Genomic DNA, 15,594 nt, shown 5'->3' on the forward strand with positions numbered 1-15,594 from the left:
TTAAAAAGGGGCACGAACAAGAGCTCAAAAAACACTGAATTCAGCCATTCGCCATGCCTTAGATTTTTGATACAATCACCTGTAGTACAGGCATTTATATCGGTTTTCGTGCCCTCAATTTAGGAAATCAAGAAGGGACCACGAATAGGGCACATTTTTGTTGAGATTGTATGGATGATTTAGGGGGTAGAAAAACAAAAAACCCTCAAAATCTTGCGATTTAGAGGGTTTTGGGGGCTTTTAGTAGGCCACTTAGTCGGGGTGGCAGGATTCGAACCTACGACCTCCTCGTCCCAAACGAGGCGCGATACCGGGCTACGCTACACCCCGAACGGTATCTTGACTTGTCTCTAAAGACAGCTTCAGCGGAGAGGGGGGGATTCGAACCCCCGGTACAGCATTACCCGTACGACAGTTTAGCAAACTGCTGGTTTAAGCCACTCACCCACCTCTCCAATCGTCTGTTCCCTTCCGCTTACCGGAAAAGTGTTGCAAATATACAGCAATGCCCCGCAATCAGCCAAATAAAAAAGTAAAATTATCCGTTTAAGTTCCAGCCCTACTGCCAGCCTCCTACCCCTCAGCCTGTTGGGTAGGACGCCGGGTCTTTGTATATTTAGACCGGCACTTACTTTTGCATGAATTGGTATAAAGATTTTGGCTCCTACGAGCTTGCCCTCATCCTTTTGTTTTTGCTGGCGTACCTCATTTACGCCATCCGCTTCTATAGGGCCTCCCGCCTGATAAAAGCCCGGCCCCTGGTGTTTTTCAGCAAACTGGCGCTTCGCACGCTGGTCTTTGCCCTGCTGCTGATGGCCTGGCTGGGCCCTACCTTCGGACAGTCTAAAAAAGAGGTAAAAGCCATGGGCAAGGATATCTTTATTGCGGTAGACCTCTCTACCTCCATGAATGCCACTGATGTGCAGCCCAGCCGCCTGGAAAAGGTAAAGTTTGAACTGAAGAAAATGGTAGGGGCCTTTGCCTCCGACCGGGTGGGACTGATCATCTTCGGCACCGAAGCCTTTATCCAAAGCCCGCTTACCTTTGATGCCAGTGCCCTGAACCTATTTATCGAAACCCTGCACACCGGCCTGGTACCCTATGGGGGCACCGACCTTACCGCTCCCCTGCAGCTGGCCCTGGACAAGCTTCAGGCGCAGGCCGAGCGCAGCGGGCAGCCCTCCTCCCGCCTGGTGATCCTCATCAGCGATGGCGAGGATTTTGGCGAGGAAGCGGCCATTCTGGCCACCCAGTACCAGCAGGAGGGCATTCGCCTCTATACGCTGGGCGTGGGCACTGCAGAAGGGGGACGCATCCGGGAGCGCCGCATGTACAAACGCAACAAGGAGGGTGAAGAGATCATTACCCGCCTAAATGCAGATGCCCTCAAGGAGCTGGCCGGCAAGGCAGGGGGTAGTTATTATGAGATCAACGACCGCCTGAACGAAACCCAGCGCCTCATCAATGCCGTGGCGGCCATTGAGGGTGAAATGCAGGATGCGCGCCTGGTAGATGTATCGGCCAACCGCTACTTCTATTTTCTGGCTGCAGCCCTGCTGCTACTGGCGCTGGATGCCCTTCTCCATCTTAAGCTGATGCGCCTATGAAATCCATGCTATTTTTTATATTTTTGGTGCTATGGCAGGGAGGCGGAGGCACTAAACTAACCCGCATTGCCGAAACCAACCGCCTGAAACAGGCCGCTGCCGATGCCTATCTGAACGAACGCTACAGCGAAGCGGCGGCCCTCTACGAGCAACTGATAACAGACTGGGGCGAAAACTCAGATGCCGTGCGGCTTAACCGGGCCAATTCCCTATACCGGGCCGGCAAAAAAGAAACGGCTGCCGAAGCCTACCGGCTCATGATTGAAAGTACCACCGGAAGGGCAGCCAAATCAAAGGCACTGCAACAGTTGGGCTACATGGCCAGTGAAGAAGAGCGCCTGCCCGATGCCCTGCAGTATTTCAAAGAAGCCCTTAAGGCCGATCATACCAATGAGGCGGCCCGCTACAATTACGAAGTGGCCTGGCGCCGCCTTAATGAACGCAAGAATCAGGACCAGGAGCAGGAAAAAGAAGAGCAGGACAAGGAACAGGAGAACATAGAACCCTCCGAATGGGCCAAACAACAAAAAGCCAAAGCCGAAGGCCTGGTGCAGCAGTACCGCTATGCCGATGCCCTTCAGCTGATGCAGGAGAGCTACAAACAAGACTCTACCATAGCGGCTTACCGCGATTTTATTCGCCGGCTGGGGGATGTGGTAGACATTGAACAATAGGATATTCCCGTCGATATGAGAAATATTGCTGCATTTCTGCCTCTGTTCCTGCTGCTGGGCAGCGGCCTGTGCCAGGCTCAATCCAAATCCAGTGCCCAACAGGCTTTTTCCCTGGCCGAAGAGGCCCATAAGGCTACACCGGCCAACTACCGCAGCCCTCTGGATGCACTGCGCAGGCTAAAACCCGATCCCAGCGATCAGCTGGGGGAAAACATGTTCTATCAGGCCATGATGACCTACCAGTCCTTTGCCGGCAACTATGATAGTGCGCTGTACTATGCCGACATGCGGTACCAGCGCCACCTGGCCGGCATGACCCTAAAAGAGCCCAATACGGCCTTTTTATCGGGCATGTCCATTCGGGTGGCAAAGGACGTGCTACTGCGGGAAATCCGGGAGCATCAGGTGGTAATGATGAATGAGGCCCACCACCTCCCCTCCCACCGTGCTTTTGTGCTCAACCTGCTGGACGATCTGCAGAAACAGGGATTCCACCACCTTGCCATGGAAACCCTCAGCGCCGACCAGCTGAGCCCGATGCTGGAGCGGGGCTATCCCCTCTATGAGAGCGGCTTTTACCAGCGCGAACCCCTCTTTGGCGAATTGATGCGCCAGGCCCTCAAAAAAGGATTCAAGCTGGTCGCCTATGAGTCCGAAACGCCATGCCCCCCCTCGCAGGGGAAGGATCGCAGCTTTTGCAACCGCTTCCGCGACTCCATACAGGCTGTAAACCTGGCCCGCTGGGTGCAGAACAATCCCGATGAAAAACTCTTTGTCTATGCCGGCTACAGCCATATCTATGAAAGTACTAAGGATGAGTGGATCCATATGGCCCAGTTCTTTCAGCAGATGACGGGCATCGACCCCCTCACCATTGACCAGACGCTGATGAACGAGCACCAGGAACCCCGCTTGGAAGACCCCCGTTATGCAGCCCTTACTGCCGCCCGTTCCATACAGGTGCCCGTGGTACTGCAGCAGCAGGGCAGCAGCTGGAGCCATTCTGATGAGGTGGATATCACCGTATTCCACCCCCGCTACAGCAAGCGCAGCAGCATTATTCCCCGTTACCAGGATAAGAGCAACCGCCCGGGCTTTTACCTGCTGCATAACCAGCGGCGCCCCATTCTACTGAGCCGTCAGCCCGGCCAGACGCCCTTTCCCAGTGAGCTGATCCCGGCCAACACCCACATGATCCTGGCCTATTATAAAGGAGAAGAAGGCAATCGCATACCGGCCGATGTGGTAGAGCTCAAAAAAGATCAGCCCGAAACCATACTATTCCTCTACCCGGCGGCGTATGAAATAGTATACCTGAACGAACAGGGCGAGCGCATTCTGTTTCGAGACATGGTAATTCGCTAATGAAGCTACCCGGCCCCCTGCATATCCCCCCTTACCCCCTGCTGCTGGCAGCCTTAAGCCTGCTGCTTCTGCTGCCGGTGGCTCTGCCCGCTCAAACAGCCGGGGGTGGGGCTAGGGCTGCCTTCCAGTCGGCCGCCAATCTTTACATTGCCGGCCAGCAGCAGGAAGCCCTGCAGTCCGTAGAGCGGGCGCTGCGCCAGTACCCTACCGACCCCAAGCTGCTGGCCCTGGCTGAAAAGCTTAAGCAGGACCAGCAGGAGCAACAGAAGCAGGAGCAACAGCAGCAAAATCAAAACCAGCAAAGCCAGCAGCAGGAGCAGGGCAAAGAGGGAGAGCCGCAACCTCAGGAGCAAAACCAGCAGGGGCAGCAGCAACCCAACGACCAGCAGCGTCAGGAGGCCGAACAAGAGCAAATGCGGGAATCAGAACAGGGCACAGAGCAGAAGGTGCAACCCCTGGATGCCCGGGGCGAAACCGAAAGGCGCCTGCAGGAAATGAACATCAGCCCCGAGAAAGCTCGCATGCTGCTGGAAGCCATGCGCAGCAACGAGATCCAGTACCTGCAGCAAAAGCAGCGGCAGCCCGCCCGCCGTCAGAAGAGCAATAAGCCCGACTGGTAAGCTCCCTGCCAGGTACCTGCCTAGGCAAGCAGCGCAAACGTTATAAGGCGCTGCAAAACGGATTTTACCCCACCGGCCTTTTTGCTTCTGCTCCCTTTTTCCCCTAACTTAGGGCAGCTTTTTAAGCAGAAGCTCTTTTTTACCGTCAGCCGGAGACAGATGCACCCCTTGCCCCTTTTCCGCTGCACCTAGCAAACACGCAAAACCCTTTAATTAGCATGAAAGAAGCTTATATTGTATCGGCGGTACGCACCCCCATCGGCAGTTTTGGCGGCAAGCTGGCCTCCCTTACGGCTACCCAACTGGGTGCCATTGCCATAAAAGGTGCCCTAACCAAAATTGGCCTGGAGGGCAAAGAAGTAGAGGAAGTATTCATGGGCAATGTGGTATCGGCCAACCTGGGCCAGGCCCCTGCCCGCCAGGCAGCCGTAGGCGCCGGCCTTGGCTATCATGTGCCCTGCACCACCATCAACAAAGTATGTTCCTCGGGCATGAAAGCCGCCATGTTTGGCGCTCAGGCCATTATGCTGGGCATCCGCGATGTAGTGGTGGTAGGCGGCATGGAAAGCATGAGCAACATTCCCTTTTATGTGCCCAACGCCCGCTGGGGGTATAAGTACGGCAACGGCGAGTTTGTGGATGGCCTGGTAAAAGACGGCCTTTTTGAGGCGTATTACGAGTTCCCCATGGGCAATTGTGCCGACAATACGGCCAAGGAGATGAACCTGAGCCGCCAGGCACAGGACGAGTATGCCATCCGCTCCTACAAGCTGGCGGCCGAGTCCTGGGAGAAAGGCTATTTTAAAGATGAGGTGATACCCGTAGAGGTACCCCAGCGCCGCGGCGATGCCCTGGTGGTGGATATGGATGAGGAATACAAGAACGTAAACTTTGATAAGATCCCCGGTCTGAAGCCTGTGTTTGGCAAAGAAGGTACTGTAACGGCGGCCAATGCCTCTACCATCAACGATGGAGCTGCCGCCATGGTGATTATGAGCAAGGAAAAAGCCGATGCTTTGGGACTGAAACCCCTGGCCAAGATCGTAGGCTTTGGTGATGCCGCCCAGGACCCCCTTTGGTTTACCACCTCCCCAGCCCTGGCCATCCCTAATGCCCTTAAAATGGCCGGCCTGAGCAAGAATGAAATCGATTATTACGAGATCAACGAGGCCTTCTCGGCTGTAGCCCTGGCCAACATCCAGAAGCTTGAGCTTGATGCCGACAAGGTAAACGTATTTGGTGGTGCCGTAGCCCTGGGCCACCCCCTGGGAGCCAGCGGCGCACGCATCATGACCACTCTTATCTCCGTACTGAACCAGAAAGGCGGCCAGTTTGGCGCTGCCGGTATCTGTAACGGCGGAGGCGGCGCTTCTGCCATTGTGCTGGAGCGGGTGTAAGGGGAAGAAAGAAGTTAGAAGTTAGAAGTTAGATAACAGAAAAAGGCCGCCTGATCAATTCAGGCGGCCTTTCTTATTCTATTGAGGCAAGATCTATTGTCTATTGTCTATTGTCTATTGTCTATTGTCCAATGTCCAATATCCAATATCCATTGTCCGATAACTAGCGGTCGTCATCCTCATCCCGCTGGCGACCGATGGCGCCGGTGCCGGACTGGCCCTCGCCGCCGATGCTCTGCCGCATGCCGGTGTCGGCCTGGATGTTCTGCATGCGGTAGTAATCCATTACGCCCAGGTTGCCGCTGCGGAAGGCTTCGGCCAGGGCAAGGGGTACCTCAGCCTCGGCCTGGATCACATGCGCCCGCGCCTCCTGCGACTTGGCTTTCATTTCCTGCTCCTGCGCTACGGCCATGGCCCGGCGCTCTTCGGCCTTGGCTTCGGCTACTTTCAGGTCGGCATTGGCCTGGTCTATCTGCAGCTTGGCGCCAATGTTGGTCCCCACGTCAATGTCGGCAATATCAATGGAAAGGATCTCAAAGGCCGTACCGGCATCCAGGCCCCGCTGCAATACCAGCTGGCTGATCTTGTCGGGGTTCTCCAGCACAGCCTTGTGCGAGCCAGCCGAACCGATAGAGGTCACAATGCCCTCACCTACCCGGGCCAGGATGGTATCTTCACCGGCGCCCCCTACCAGCTGGGCAATATTGGCCCGCACGGTTACACGCGCCTTGGCCACCAGCTGAATACCATCTTGGGCTACCGCAGCTACCGATGGGGTATTGATCACCTTGGGGTTTACCGAGATCTGAACGGCCTCAAACACATCGCGGCCCGCCAGGTCAATGGCCGTAGCCTGCTTAAAGGTAAGGCGGATGTTGGCCTTATCGGCCGAAATTAGGGCTTTGATTACCGTAGGCACATTGCCCCCTGCCAGGTAGTGCGTTTCCAGCTCGCTGGAGGTGATTTCGCTCAGGCCCGCCTTCTGGGCCGTAATGAGCGATTCTACAATGAGGCGGGGCGGCACCTTACGGATGCGCATAAATACCAGCTCAAAGAGGTTGATGCGTACCCCTGAAAAGCGGGCGGTAATCCAGAGATTGATGGGTACAAAGTAAAAGAAGATCATGATGGCCACCACAATGGCGACTATCACAAATACAAGCGCTAAGCTTTCCATGCTATTTATAAAGGGTTAATGGTTCTACATAAATGGTGCGGTCTTCAACCTGGCTCACCCGCACCTCGGTTTTTTCGGGCAGGTGATAGCCCCTGGTCCGCACCTCATACACCCGGCCCTCCAGCTCGGCCTTGCCCATGGGGCGCAGCGCCGACAGCGTAATGCCCCGGGCCCCTACGGCCACCAGCACATCATCTTCATTTACCCGGCTGGAGATGCGCTTTTCCAGCGAAAACTGCCTCCAGGATTTGGTGCGCAGCGACCAGATCAGCAGACCAATGCCAATGGCCGAGGTACCGGTCAGCAGCCAGAGGCCGGTTTCATCCCCATAGGCTACAAAGCCCAGGTATACACCCAGGCCGGCAAAGGCCAGGCCCAGCACCCCTACCAGAGTAGTACCGGGCACAAAGATGATCTCCACCACAATCAGGACCAGCCCAATGAGGATAAGCAGCAATATGGCAAGCAGGGTTAGCATTTTTCTACAGGAACAGGCATAAACAAAGGCCGGCTGTAAGATAACAGCCGGCCTTCACTTTTCCTATTCTAAGGGGATCAGTACGCCCGGGCAAAAACCACCCGCTGACGGGAAGGCTTGCCGGTGAGCACACAAGCGCCCTCCTCCTGGGTACCCTCCAGCTGACCGGGCAGCGGAATGCAGCGAATGGTGGCCTTGGTCTGCTCCTTGATCTTTTCTTCCGTTTCGGCAGTGCCATCCCAGTGGGCCAGCAAAAAGCCTCCCTTTTCTTCCAGCACCTGCGTAAATTCGTCCCAGCTATTTACCACATGGGTGTTCTCCTGGCGGAACGCAAGGGCTTTCTCGTAGATGGACTGCTGAATATCGGCCAGCAGTGCTTCAATAGCCGAGGCCAGATTGTCGTCGGCGGCCATGGACTGCTTTTCGCCGGTATCGCGGCGGGCCACTTCAATGGTGCCGTTCTGCAGATCGCGCTGGCCCAGGGCCAGGCGCACGGGCACCCCCTTCAGCTCCCACTCGGCAAACTTAAAGCCGGGCCGCTCGGTATCCCGATCGTCGTAGCGCACGCTGATTCCCCTGGCCAGCAGCGCCTGCTTGATTTCTGCCACTTTTTCGCTAATGGCCGCCAGCTGCTCTTCACCTTTATAGATGGGCACGATCACCACCTGAAGGGGTGCAAGCCGCGGGGGCAGCACCAGGCCCTGATCATCGGAATGAGCCATGATCAGCGCCCCGATCAGGCGGGTGCTCACCCCCCAGGAGGTGCCCCATACCAGATCGAGCCCCCCTTCTTTGGTGGCAAACTTCACATCAAAGGCCTTGGCAAAGTTCTGGCCCAGAAAGTGACTGGTGCCCGCCTGCAGCGCCTTTCCGTCCTGCATGAGCGCCTCTATGCAGTAAGTATCAACGGCACCGGCAAAGCGCTCGCTTTCGGATTTTACCCCCCGGATCACCGGCAGGGCCATCCACTCCTCGGCAAAGCGGGCATACACATCCAGCATTTGCCGGGTTTCGGCAATGGCCTCCTGCGAAGTAGCATGGGCGGTATGCCCCTCCTGCCAGAGAAACTCGGCCGTGCGCAGAAACAGGCGGGTGCGCATTTCCCAGCGCACCACATTGGCCCACTGGTTGATGAGCAGGGGCAGGTCCCGGTAGCTCTGGATCCAGTTCTTATAGGTGCTCCAGATAACGGTCTCGGAGGTAGGGCGCACGATCAGCTCTTCTTCCAGTTTGGCCTCCGGATCTACGATCACCCCACTGCCGTCTTCGGCATTCTTCAGGCGGTAATGCGTTACCACCGCACACTCTTTTGCAAAACCTTCTACGTGGCTAGCCTCTTTACTTAAGTAGGACTTGGGAATAAAAAGCGGAAAGTAGGCATTCACATGGCCCGTCTGCTTGAACATACGGTCCAGCTGGTCCCGCATGGCCTCCCAAATACCAAAGCCATAGGGTTTTATGACCATGCAGCCGCGCACCCCGGAGTTCTCGGCCAGGTCGGCCCGCTTAATGATCTCGTTATACCAAAGGGAATAATCTTCACTTCTTTTAGGGATACCCTTGCTCATGAACGTATTTTGGTATGATTATTGTTTTGATTTATGTACCTTAGCTAAGACTAGCAAATATAGTTAGTTGCTCGGGGAAATATCTATTTTTCTATGAAGCACGTTTAGTAAATTAAGGACAATTAACCGCATCGACTTATGAAAGCGCTCATATATACCCTCCCCCTCCTACTAAGTGCAACTATTTTTGCTGGTTGTTCCCAGAATCAGTACGCACAGGAGTACGACGACATGTATTATACCGCCCAGGACCGGCAGCAGGCCATTGCCCTGGAGCAGGCCCGGGAACAAGGCCGCCGGGAAGCCCAACTGGAAGAACAACGCCGCCGGGAGGCTGAGGCCGAAGCGCGCCGCAGAAGTTTGTACGATGCACAAAATGCCCAGTCGGCCCGGGAGATCAATCCCGACGCCGCCACCTATAGCGAAGACACCTATTACGAAGACGACACCTATTATCAGGAGCCCAGAGCGGCGGCCCCTGCCGGCCAAACGGCGGTAACCAACAATTATTACTATGGTGGCAACTCCGGCTGGGGTCCTTATGCCAGCGCCTGGGGACCCTATGGTGCCTGGGGACGTCCGGGCTGGCGAAGCGGCTTTAGCATTTCCTTTGGCATGGGCTGGAACTCCTGGAACAGCTGGTGCGATCCCTTCTTTGACCCCTGGTGTGGCGGCTACGGCTTTGGCTACGACCCCTTCTGGGGCCGTCCTGCCTGGGCCTGGAATGGTTGGGGCTACTACAACCCCTACGCCCGCGGCTACCGCCATGGTTTTTATGATGGCTGGAACCGTGCCTATTGGGGATCTTACTACAGACCTACCACAGTAATTGTGTATCAGGGCGATCGCTCTACCCCCCGCAACGTAACCTACGGTCCCCGCACCGGGCGTGCCATAGCCTCTAACGACCTGGGCGTAGGCCAGCGTGTAGCCACCTATGATCGCCTGCAGGGCGCCCGCCAGCAACGCCTGGAAGAAAGCATCGAGCGCCGCCGCATACAGGATAACCAGCGCCAGGTGCAGGACAACCGGGTGCGCACACCACGCGCCACTCCGGCCGAGCGTCAGGGAGGTGTACGGGGCGGCGAAACCCCTCGCACCTCGCCCCGGACTACGCCTCAGCAGCGTACTACCAGCCCGCGCACCGAGCCTGCACGTCAGCCACGCCCCAGCTCCCCCGCAACCCGCCCAGCCCCTAGCCGTGGCAGCGGGGGCTCTACCCCTACCCAGCGTGGTGGCGGTGGTACTCCCCGTAGCGGACGTGGCGGCGGAGAGCCCACCAACTTTGCGGCGGTTGATCAGCCTAATGGTGACAGCCAGGAAGTAGTAATTGTTCGGGAGGAAACCCCTGCTCAGCCAGCCCGCGCTGCAAGAAGCCAGGAGATCAGCCGCCCGATCGATACGGAGAACTATCAGCCCGTAGCCCCTGCCCAGCGCCCTACCCGCGCTGCGGCAGTACCAGCTGAGCAAGGCCGCACAGCTCCTGCCTATCAGAACTCTTACCGCCCTGCCGAGCGCCCCGCCAGTACGCAGCGCAGCAGTGCCGATGTGCCCAGCCGCTCGGCTCAGCCCGCCCAGCAGCCCATCAGCCGCCCGGCGCCGCAGCAGCGTCAGTACAGTGCACCGGCGCCCAGCTACCGGACCCCTTCGCAGCCGGCAAGCAGTGCCCCTGCCCGCTCCAGCTACAGCAGCCCGGCACCGCAGCGCAGCCAGCCAGCTGCCAGTCCGGCCCCCAGCCCATCCAGAAGCAGCGCTTCGCCTTCTTCGGGGGGTAGCCGCAGCGGAGGCCGGGGCAGCAGAGGTAACTAAACCGTTTTATCACCCGTACCTTTTTTTACCATGAAAAAAGCTTTAGCACTTATATTTTTAAGTGCCGGCTGCCTCTTTGTTTCTACTGAGAGTCCGGCACAAACCTTTCGCTACGCCAATGATGCCCTGCGCTTCAGTCAGTATCAGCCTGGCGGCACGGCCCGCATCATGAGCCTGGGCGGGGCTCAGGTAGCGCTGGGGGGTGATATTAGCTCGGCCTACAGCAACCCTGCCGGCCTTGGCTTCTACAACCGCTCAGAGATTAGCTTTACCCCCAGTTTTACCAATAGCGTAAACGATGCCTACTTTATAGCCCCGGGCGAAAGTGTAAGCAGCAACAGCCTGTATGATTACCGCAGTCGCCTGGGCATTGGCAGCCTTGGCGTGGTACTCAACCGCAGCAAAAAGAGCGAGGACCGCAGCGGCTGGCTTGGAGGCTCGTTTGCCATCACCTACCAGCGTACCAACACCTTCTATGATAAATTTGCCTTTGAGGGAAATAATGCGAGCAACTCTCTGGTGGATATTTTCCCCCTCTATGAGTTAAATACTTATAATAACCTGGACCTTCAGGGCTTCTATGGAGCCGCCCTTGATGCGGAGCTGATTGCCATTTTTGAGGATACGGAAGTAAATGGTGAGGCCCGCTATTACTACGATACCTACATGCCCTTCCCCGACGAAGAGTTTCCCATCTTTCAGCGCGATGTAGTGCAAACTGCCGGCTCACAGGGGCAACTTAATTTTGCCTATGGCGGCAATATTGCAGACATGGTCTATATAGGGGGAGGGATTGGCATTACCTCGCTTAGCTACACCTACAATTCTCGCTATCAGGAGGTTGTGCCGCAGGGCCTGTATACCACCTACCCCGAGCAGATAGATGAATACCCGCTGAGCCGGCTGGACCTGGATACCGAACGGGTCACCAGCGGGGCCGGTATTAATGCTACCCTGGGCATCATTGCCCGCCCTATTCCCGCCATTAGCCTGGGCCTGTCTTACCAGACCCCTACCCTTTACCAGATGAATGAAGAAGAGGCGGGCACCTTCGATACCCAGTTTGAGAGCGGCACTCCACGGGGCTTTGGCTCCTATTACAACAGCTTTGATTATAACCTGAAAACCCCTGGCCGGGTAACCGCTGGCCTGGCCGCCTTTATAGAAAAATGGGGCTTCCTGACGGCCGATGTGGAGTATGTTAATTATGGAAATGCCCGCCTTACCGACAGCTACAGCTCGCTGACCTCGGATAATAATGCCATCCGCCAGGATCTGGAAGCAGTGATCAATTACCGGCTGGGCGCAGAGCTTCGCTATGAGGTGCTGCGCTTTCGGGCTGGCTATGCCCACCAGCCTAATCCCTATGCCAATCGGGTAGGCTTTGAGGCCATAAGCAATGTGTATTCGGTAGGCGCAGGCCTGCGCTTTCGCCAGTACTACGTAGACCTGGCGCTGAACCAGCAACGAAACAACCGCCTTTATACCCCCTATGATCTGGGCCCGGATTCGCCCCGCATCAGTCTGGATAACAAAGTAAGCTCGGCCTTTCTTACCGTTGGCCTTACCTTTTAATCGTACTTACCTATACCAAAAAAGCTACCTTCTGGGTAGCTTTTTTTTAGCGCTGCTGCAGGCGTTGCAGGATCTGCTGTACCACTTCCTGCACAGGCACCCCTTCCTGAAGCCGGATGTGCACATGAGCCTGCCGGTAAAAGGGAATGCGCCAGGAAAATTTCTCCTGCAGCTCCTCTACATAAGATGCCTGATGGCCCAAGCCTGCCAGAAGCGGCCGCTGCCCGGGCTGCTGTGAGAGCCGATCGGCCAGCTCCTGCCAGCCTACTTCCAGGTAGATGCTGAAAGCCTGCCGACGGATCTGTTCCATATTATCGAAGTAGCAGGGGGTACCCCCACCCGTCGCCAGCACCAGTGGTACTGTACTGTGCAGCACCTGCTGCAGGGTCTGAGACTCCCGGTGGCGGAAATAGCCTTCCCCTCTTTGCTCAAATATTTGGGCAATGGAACAGCCTTCTTCCGCTTCCAGCAGGGTATCCAGGTCGGCAAAGGGCAGCTCAAGTTCCCGGGCCAGTAATCTGCCTACGGAAGATTTTCCGCTGCCTGGCATCCCCACCAATACAAGTGTCGTTTGCGTCTGCATCATGAGCGTAGGCGCACCCGCGGATCAAGGGCCGCATATAGAACATCCACAAATATATTTACCACCACAAAGATAGAGGCAATAAAGAGCGTAGAGCCCATCACCACCGGAAAGTCCAGGCTTTGTACGGCCTTGATGGTAATAAAGCCCAGCCCCTTCCAGTCAAAGATCAGCTCTACAAAAAAGGCGCCGGCCATCAGGGAGGCCAGCCAGCCCGAGACGGCCGTCAGCACCGGGTTTAGGGCATTTTTGAGGGCATGCTTGCTGATGACCCGGTAGTAGCGCAGGCCCTTGGCCCGGGCGGTGCGGATATAATCCTGCGAAAGCACCTCCAGCATGGAGCTTCGGGTAAGCTGAATGATGATGGACAGGGGGCGCAGGCCCAGCGTCAGGGCCGGCAGAATCAGGTTTTCCAGGTGCAGGGTACGTCCATAGAAGGGGTGGTTTACCCAGAGCTGGCCCGTAATGTTCAGGCCTGTGTAGTCGCTCAGGTAGTACCCAAACACCATGGCGATGACGATGGCCGACACAAAGGAAGGTACCGAAATGCCCAATACCGAGCTGGTAATGATAAAATGGTCGGCAAAGGTATTTTGCTTAAGCGCCGCCACCACGCCAAAGGCAATGCCCACTACGGTAGCAAAGGCCATGGCCGCCATGGCCAGCCAGAAGGTGCTCTCCACATTCTCCAGCAGAATTTCCGACACCTTTTTGTTGGATTGAAACGAGCGCCGCAGGTAGGGGGTCTTCAGCGCCAGCACCTCCCCTGCGCCCAGCTCCGTCAGGGCATAGTACTCGTACTTCTGCTGGGCTTCCTGGCTCTGCTCATGCACCCCCAGGGGAGAAAGATCGTTGAGGTACTGCAGCAGTTGCTGGCCCAGAGGCTTATCCAGCCCCAGCTCTTTCTGGATAGCCTCCCGGGTGGCCACATCGGAGCGTTGGCCGGCCATCATGGCCACCGGATCGCCCGGCAGGGCATGGAACAGGAAGAAGATCACCAGCACCACACCAAGCAGTACCAGAAATCCATAGCCCAGCCGTCTGCCTACAAATAGGAGCATCAGTTACGCAGTAGTTTCAGGATATCACTCGCTTCGGGGGTATCGTTGTGGTGCCACTTGCCCAGCACGGTACCCTCCTGTAGCAGTACCAGGCCGGGGTTGGCCCGCATGATGGTCTTCAGCAGGGTAGCATCAGCAAAGGCATAGGGCAGGGCCAGCTGGTGCTGGTGGCGGAAGGCCTCATAGCTGCTTTCATCCGAAGACGTTAGCACCAGGCTATTGACCCTTCCCTGCAGGCTCTGCGCCAGGCGGTTGATGGCTGGCACATTGTCGCCATCGGCCTTATCGGTCTTGTGCACTATAATGAGCAGCTGGCGGCCCTGCAGCACGGCATCGGTAATGGTGCCCTCGTTGTTCCAGACGGCAAAGTCCGAGATGGTGGGGGCCGCCTCGGGGTTCAGCAGCTTAATGTCATTGTACTCATAGCCTTCCTCCTCGGCAGGGTACTCGGTGAGTTCGTACTGCTGCCCCCCCTTGCTCATGATGTAGGCATAGCGATAGGGCTCGCTGGGCTGCATGGCCGTGGGGATGTTTACCCCCACCTTATACGCTCTGAAATCGATAAAGGGCAGATGCTCGATGGCGTAAAGGGCAATGCCGGTGCTGATAAGGGCTGTAGCCAGCACCCACAGGCCTGCGCCGGGTTTGGGATAGGGCGCCGGCCCCTTATAGTAGCTCACAAACAAGATCAGGATCAGCACCAGCAGCACAATATCCTTCCAGAAGCTCTGCCAGGGGGTGAGCTTAAGGGCATCGCCAAAGCAGCCACAATCGGTCACCTTGTTGAAGTAGGCCGAGTAAAAGGTAAGAAAGGTAAAGAAGACAATAATGCCCAGCAGTACCGCCGTAGTGAGCCTGGGCCGGAAGTGCAGCAGTAGCGCAATGCCCAGCACCACCTCCAGCACGCTCAGGATCACCGAAAGCTCCAGCGCCAGGGGGGCCAGTTTAAGAAATACGGGCGAAATATCGTTGGCAAATACCTCAAAGTATTCTTCCAGCTTGATCTGCGTACCCACCGGGTCGTTGATTTTGATAAGCCCGGAAATAATAAAGAGAAGCCCCACCAGGTAGCGGGCCGTAAGCCTAAGCGCTTGCATGTTCTTGTTCTTTTAGGAGAATAAGGGCAAATACGGAATAATTGAGCATGTCCTGATAATTGGCCTGTACCCCTTCGGAGATCAGGGTACGGCCCTGGTTGTCCTCAATCTGCTTTACCCGCAGCAGCTTCATCAGGATGATGTCGGTAATGGAGGGTACGCGCATGTTGCGCCAGGCCTCGCCATAATCATGGTTCTTATTGGTGAGCAGCTCCAGCGTTTGGGCGGCCCATTTATCATAGAGGGGTTCCAGCTCCTGGTAGCTCAGCTCCAGGCGTTCATCGCCCTGCAGGTCCAGCTGAATCAGGGCCATCAGGCAGTAGTTGATGATGCCCACAAACTCCCCCTCTATGTTATCAGCTACCTTCTGGGTTCCTTTTTCCTGAATGGAACGGATGCGCTGGGCTTTGATGTAGATCTGGTCGGTAATGGAGGGCAGGCGCAGAATGCGCCAGGCCGTTCCGTAATCCAGGGTTTTCTTCCTGAAGATTGATTTACAATCCCCGATAACTTGCGTATATTCGCTGACTGTCTTTTCGATCAAGGCAAATAGGAGTTTAGAAGGCCAGAAGCCCCATTATTG

Annotated in this window: 14 protein-coding genes and 2 tRNA genes; 7 read left to right on the forward strand and 9 right to left on the reverse strand. The window is 56.4% G+C overall.

The features are described 5' to 3' along the window. Positions 1–256: 256 nt before the first annotated feature. Together ADICEAN_RS01220 and ADICEAN_RS01225 are read right to left on the reverse strand one after the other, a co-directional pair. Positions 257–330, reverse strand: a tRNA-Pro gene (locus tag ADICEAN_RS01220). A 36-nt stretch (positions 331–366) separates the two neighbouring features. After that, positions 367–455 (reverse strand) — tRNA-Ser (locus ADICEAN_RS01225). 183 nt (positions 456–638) lie between these two features. On the opposite strand from ADICEAN_RS01225, the gene ADICEAN_RS01230 reads away from it, so the two are divergent. The 5 genes from ADICEAN_RS01230 to ADICEAN_RS01250 all read left to right on the forward strand — a co-directional run bounded on the left by ADICEAN_RS01230 (position 639) and on the right by ADICEAN_RS01250 (position 5,663). Then, the gene (locus ADICEAN_RS01230; RefSeq protein WP_009193677.1) at positions 639–1,607 is read left to right on the forward strand and encodes a vWA domain-containing protein; all 969 of its coding nucleotides are present in this window, start codon (positions 639–641) and stop codon (positions 1,605–1,607) included. Continuing rightward, on the forward strand, positions 1,604–2,281 hold the full coding sequence (locus tag ADICEAN_RS20800; RefSeq protein ID WP_009193678.1) for a tetratricopeptide repeat protein: 678 nt from the start codon (positions 1,604–1,606) through the stop codon (positions 2,279–2,281). The genes ADICEAN_RS01230 and ADICEAN_RS20800 overlap by 4 nt, the downstream gene beginning before the upstream one ends. Before the next feature lie 15 nt (positions 2,282–2,296). Further along, complete coding sequence (locus tag ADICEAN_RS20805; protein ID WP_009193679.1) at positions 2,297–3,646, forward strand: hypothetical protein; 1,350 nt, start codon at positions 2,297–2,299, stop codon at positions 3,644–3,646. Further along, entirely contained in the window at positions 3,646–4,266 is a 621-nt protein-coding gene (locus tag ADICEAN_RS22495; protein WP_009193680.1) for a hypothetical protein, read from the forward strand. The genes ADICEAN_RS20805 and ADICEAN_RS22495 overlap by 1 nt, the downstream gene beginning before the upstream one ends. A gap of 218 nt (positions 4,267–4,484) precedes the next feature. Continuing rightward, positions 4,485–5,663, forward strand: a complete 1,179-nt coding sequence (locus tag ADICEAN_RS01250; protein WP_009193681.1) for an acetyl-CoA C-acyltransferase — start codon at positions 4,485–4,487, stop codon at positions 5,661–5,663. Between the two features lie 163 nt (positions 5,664–5,826). Here the strand turns inward: ADICEAN_RS01250 and floA are convergent, their stop codons facing one another. The 3 genes from floA to proS all read right to left on the reverse strand — a co-directional run bounded on the left by floA (position 5,827) and on the right by proS (position 8,886). After that, positions 5,827–6,840 (reverse strand): flotillin-like protein FloA, encoded by a 1,014-nt coding sequence (floA, locus tag ADICEAN_RS01255; RefSeq protein ID WP_009193682.1) that lies wholly within the window; start codon positions 6,838–6,840, stop codon positions 5,827–5,829. Between the two features lies 1 nt (position 6,841). Then, the gene (locus ADICEAN_RS01260) at positions 6,842–7,318 is read right to left on the reverse strand and encodes an NfeD family protein (RefSeq protein ID WP_009193683.1); all 477 of its coding nucleotides are present in this window, start codon (positions 7,316–7,318) and stop codon (positions 6,842–6,844) included. Positions 7,319–7,395: 77 nt separating this feature from the next. Continuing rightward, entirely contained in the window at positions 7,396–8,886 is a 1,491-nt protein-coding gene (proS, locus tag ADICEAN_RS01265; RefSeq protein WP_009193684.1) for a proline--tRNA ligase, read from the reverse strand. 138 nt (positions 8,887–9,024) lie between these two features. On the opposite strand from proS, the gene ADICEAN_RS01270 reads away from it, so the two are divergent. Together ADICEAN_RS01270 and ADICEAN_RS01275 are read left to right on the forward strand one after the other, a co-directional pair. After that, entirely contained in the window at positions 9,025–10,695 is a 1,671-nt protein-coding gene (locus ADICEAN_RS01270) for a hypothetical protein (protein ID WP_009193685.1), read from the forward strand. A gap of 30 nt (positions 10,696–10,725) precedes the next feature. Beyond that, entirely contained in the window at positions 10,726–12,270 is a 1,545-nt protein-coding gene (locus tag ADICEAN_RS01275) for an OmpP1/FadL family transporter (protein ID WP_009193686.1), read from the forward strand. 46 nt (positions 12,271–12,316) lie between these two features. On the opposite strand, the gene ADICEAN_RS01280 is transcribed toward ADICEAN_RS01275, so the two are convergent. The 4 genes from ADICEAN_RS01280 to ADICEAN_RS01295 are packed head-to-tail and all read right to left on the reverse strand — an operon-like array spanning position 12,317 to position 15,555. Further along, a complete protein-coding gene (locus ADICEAN_RS01280; protein ID WP_009193687.1) occupies positions 12,317–12,856 on the reverse strand; it encodes a shikimate kinase in 540 nt (179 codons plus the stop codon). Continuing rightward, on the reverse strand, positions 12,853–13,914 hold the full coding sequence (locus tag ADICEAN_RS01285; protein WP_009193688.1) for an ABC transporter permease: 1,062 nt from the start codon (positions 13,912–13,914) through the stop codon (positions 12,853–12,855). Before ADICEAN_RS01285 ends, ADICEAN_RS01280 begins: the two co-directional genes overlap by 4 nt. After that, positions 13,914–15,011 carry a BT_3928 family protein gene (locus tag ADICEAN_RS01290; RefSeq protein ID WP_009193689.1) on the reverse strand — a complete coding sequence of 366 codons (1,098 nt, stop codon included), beginning with the start codon at positions 15,009–15,011 and terminating at the stop codon, positions 13,914–13,916. The genes ADICEAN_RS01285 and ADICEAN_RS01290 overlap by 1 nt, the downstream gene beginning before the upstream one ends. Then, positions 14,998–15,555, reverse strand: a complete 558-nt coding sequence (locus ADICEAN_RS01295) for a DUF1599 domain-containing protein (RefSeq protein ID WP_009193690.1) — start codon at positions 15,553–15,555, stop codon at positions 14,998–15,000. The genes ADICEAN_RS01290 and ADICEAN_RS01295 overlap by 14 nt, the downstream gene beginning before the upstream one ends. Positions 15,556–15,594 lie beyond the last annotated feature (39 nt).

It is taken from the genome of Cesiribacter andamanensis AMV16 (assembly GCF_000348925.1).
GTDB lineage: Bacteria > Bacteroidota > Bacteroidia > Cytophagales > Cyclobacteriaceae > Cesiribacter > Cesiribacter andamanensis.

What these genes read in the sequence shown, in the direction of transcription:
- ADICEAN_RS20805 (WP_009193679.1), top strand. Translation starts at nt 2,297, where the DNA reads ATGAGAAATATTGCTGCATTTCTGCCTCTGTTCCTGCTGCTGGGCAGC.
- proS (WP_009193684.1), bottom strand. Translation starts at nt 8,886, where the DNA reads ATGAGCAAGGGTATCCCTAAAAGAAGTGAAGATTATTCCCTTTGGTAT.
- ADICEAN_RS01285 (WP_009193688.1), bottom strand. Translation starts at nt 13,914, where the DNA reads ATGCTCCTATTTGTAGGCAGACGGCTGGGCTATGGATTTCTGGTACTG.
- ADICEAN_RS01280 (WP_009193687.1), bottom strand. Translation starts at nt 12,856, where the DNA reads ATGATGCAGACGCAAACGACACTTGTATTGGTGGGGATGCCAGGCAGC.
- ADICEAN_RS01290 (WP_009193689.1), bottom strand. Translation starts at nt 15,011, where the DNA reads ATGCAAGCGCTTAGGCTTACGGCCCGCTACCTGGTGGGGCTTCTCTTT.
- ADICEAN_RS20800 (WP_009193678.1), top strand. Translation starts at nt 1,604, where the DNA reads ATGAAATCCATGCTATTTTTTATATTTTTGGTGCTATGGCAGGGAGGC.
- floA (WP_009193682.1), bottom strand. Translation starts at nt 6,840, where the DNA reads ATGGAAAGCTTAGCGCTTGTATTTGTGATAGTCGCCATTGTGGTGGCC.
- ADICEAN_RS01250 (WP_009193681.1), top strand. Translation starts at nt 4,485, where the DNA reads ATGAAAGAAGCTTATATTGTATCGGCGGTACGCACCCCCATCGGCAGT.
- ADICEAN_RS01230 (WP_009193677.1), top strand. Translation starts at nt 639, where the DNA reads ATGAATTGGTATAAAGATTTTGGCTCCTACGAGCTTGCCCTCATCCTT.
- ADICEAN_RS01275 (WP_009193686.1), top strand. Translation starts at nt 10,726, where the DNA reads ATGAAAAAAGCTTTAGCACTTATATTTTTAAGTGCCGGCTGCCTCTTT.
- ADICEAN_RS01260 (WP_009193683.1), bottom strand. Translation starts at nt 7,318, where the DNA reads ATGCTAACCCTGCTTGCCATATTGCTGCTTATCCTCATTGGGCTGGTC.
- ADICEAN_RS22495 (WP_009193680.1), top strand. Translation starts at nt 3,646, where the DNA reads ATGAAGCTACCCGGCCCCCTGCATATCCCCCCTTACCCCCTGCTGCTG.
- ADICEAN_RS01270 (WP_009193685.1), top strand. Translation starts at nt 9,025, where the DNA reads ATGAAAGCGCTCATATATACCCTCCCCCTCCTACTAAGTGCAACTATT.